General features: G+C 66.0%; 2 protein-coding genes. Both read left to right on the top strand.

Features of this window, described 5'->3' with window-relative positions; translation table 11 throughout:
• Window positions 1-989: PDZ domain-containing protein (locus tag AC1VAN_RS16830; RefSeq protein WP_480986253.1), on the top strand; the 989-nt coding region annotated here is incomplete at its 5' end.
• Window positions 990-1,173: 184 nt separating this feature from the next.
• Window positions 1,174-2,966, top strand: a 1,793-nt coding sequence (gene lepA, locus AC1VAN_RS16825; protein WP_080148860.1) for a translation elongation factor 4, incomplete at its 3' end; no start/stop codon positions are given.

The following is a 2,966-nucleotide window of genomic DNA, read 5'->3' as shown; positions in this document are numbered from 1 at the left end:
CCGTGCGCGTGGGGGATTCCAACAGCCTGAAGCCCGGTCAGTGGGTTGTCGCGATCGGCTCGCCGTTCGGCCTCGACCACTCGGTTACCGCTGGCGTGGTCAGTGCCCTCGGCCGCAACACCGGTGGGCCGGACCAGCGCTATGTGCCGTTCATCCAGACCGACGTGGCGATCAACCAGGGTAATTCCGGCGGCCCGCTGCTGAACACCCGTGGTGAAGTGGTCGGCATCAATTCGCAGATCTTCTCGGCCTCGGGTGGCTACATGGGCATCAGCTTCGCGATCCCGATCGATCTGGCGATGAGCGCGGTCGAGCAGATCAAGAAGACCGGCAAGGTCACCCGTGGCCAGCTCGGCGCGGTGGTGCAGGAAATCGACGGCCTGAAGGCGCAGGCGATGGGCCTGCCCGACAGCCGCGGTGCGCTGGTCAACCAGATCGTGCCGGACAGCGCTGCGGCCAAGGCCGGGGTCAAGATCGGTGACGTGATCCGCACGGTGAACGGTGYGCCGGTCAACAGCTGGTCCGATCTGCCGCCGCTGATCGGTGCGATGGCACCGGGCAGCCGCGTCACCCTGGGCGTGATCCGCGATGGCAAGCCGCGTGACCTGAGCGCGACCCTGACCGCTCTGGCCGAGGACGCGCAGGGCAATGGCCGCAGCCCGTCCGCAGGCAATGACACGGCGGCTCCGCAGGCCGGCGCCAATGCCCTGCTGGGGTTGGACGTTGCCGACCTGACTGCGCCGCAGCGCAAGCAGCTGGGCCTGGAGGCGGGTGAAGGTGTCCGCATCACCGCCGTGAAGGGCGAGGGCGCCCGTGATGCCGGCCTGTCCGGGGGCATGGTGATCCTGCAGGTGGCCAGTACCCCGGTCGGCAGCGTTGAAGCCCTGAACCGCGCGCTGTCCGGCTATAAGAAGGGCGATGTGGTCATGCTGCTGGTCCGTACCGGCAGCGGCAACAGCGCCTTCGTCGCGGTCAAGGCCGGCCCGTAACAACCGATGGCCGCCTTCACGGCGGCCCTCGTGGTGTCCCCGAAGCCCCGCCCTGGCGGGGCTTCGGCCATTCCGGGGCCGTGCCGGCAGGCCAACCACGCGGCGGCCCTCCGGGCATGCGATAATCGACCGTTACCCTGACGACGCCGCGCGCCGCCGCCACCTCTCTATGTCCTCTGATTCGATGCGGAACATCCGCAACTTCTCCATCATCGCCCACGTCGACCACGGCAAGTCCACGCTGGCCGATCGCATCATCCAGCTCTGTGGCGGCCTCCAGGCCCGCGAGATGGAAGCGCAGGTGCTCGACTCCAACCCGATCGAGCGCGAGCGTGGCATCACCATCAAGGCGCAGTCGGTGTCGCTGCCGTACGTGGCGAAGGACGGCCAGACCTACCACCTGAACTTCATCGACACCCCCGGCCACGTCGACTTCTCCTATGAAGTCAGCCGCTCGCTGGCCGCCTGCGAGGGCGCGCTGCTGGTGGTCGATGCGGCCCAGGGCGTGGAAGCGCAGTCGGTGGCCAACTGCTACACCGCGGTGGAGCAGGGGCTGGAAGTGGTGCCGGTGATCAACAAGATCGACCTGCCCACCGCCGATATCGAGCGCGCCAAGGCCGAGATCGAGGCCGTGATCGGCATCGATGCCAGCGACGCCGTGCCGGTCAGCGCCAAGACCGGCCTGAACGTGGTCGACGTGCTGGAAGCGATCGTGCATCGCATTCCGCCGCCGGTGCCGCGCGATACCGACAAGCTGCAGGCGCTGATCATCGACTCGTGGTTCGACAACTACCTGGGCGTGGTCTCGCTGGTGCGCGTGATGCAGGGCGAGATCAAGGCCGGTGACAAGCTGCAGGTGATGTCCACCGGCCGCAACCACCAGGTCGACAACGTCGGTGTGTTCACCCCGAAGCGCAAGGTGCTGCCGGCACTGCGCGCGGGCGAAGTGGGCTGGGTCACCGCCAGCATCAAGGACGTGCACGGCGCGCCCGTCGGTGACACCCTGACCCTGGCCGGCGATCCGGCACCGAAGCCGCTGCCCGGCTTCCAGGAAATGCAGCCGCGCGTGTTCGCCGGCCTGTTCCCGGTCGATGCCGAGGACTACCCGGACCTGCGCGAAGCGCTGGACAAGCTGCGCCTGAACGATGCCGCGCTGCGCTTCGAGCCGGAAAGCTCCGAAGCGATGGGCTTCGGTTTCCGTTGCGGCTTCCTCGGCATGCTGCACATGGAAATCGTGCAGGAGCGCCTGGAGCGCGAATACAACCTGGACCTGATCAGCACCGCGCCGACGGTGGTGTATGAAGTCCTGAAGACCGATGGCACGATCATCAACATGGACAACCCGGCCAAGCTGCCGCCGGTGAACCATGTGCAGGAGATCCGCGAGCCGATCATCCGCGCCAACGTGCTCACCCCCGAGGAGTACATCGGCAACATCATCAAGCTGTGCGAAGAAAAGCGTGGCAGCCAGCTCGGCATCAACTACCTGGGCAGCCAGGTGCAGATCAGCTACGAGCTGCCGATGGCCGAAGTGGTGCTGGACTTCTTCGACAAGCTGAAGTCGGTCAGCCGTGGCTATGCTTCGCTGGACTACCACTTCGTGCGCTTCGATGCCGGTCCGTTCGTGCGCGTGGACGTGCTGATCAATGGCGACAAGGTCGATGCGCTGTCGCTGATCGTGCACCGCAGCCATGCCGATCGTCGTGGCCGCGAGCTGTGCGAGAAGATGAAGGACCTGATCCCGCGCCAGCAGTTCGACGTGGCCATCCAGGCCGCCGTCGGCTCGCAGATCATCTCGCGCACCACGGTCAAGGCCATGCGCAAGAACGTTCTGGCCAAGTGCTATGGTGGCGACGTTTCGCGCAAGAAGAAGCTTCTGGAAAAGCAGAAGGAAGGCAAGAAGCGCATGAAGCAGGTCGGCCGCGTGGAAATTCCGCAGGAAGCCTTCCTGGCCGTGCTGCAGATGGACAACAAATA

Source organism: Stenotrophomonas sp. 05L44_2, assembly GCF_056665995.1.
This window is presented reverse-complemented; position numbering and strand designations above follow the sequence as displayed.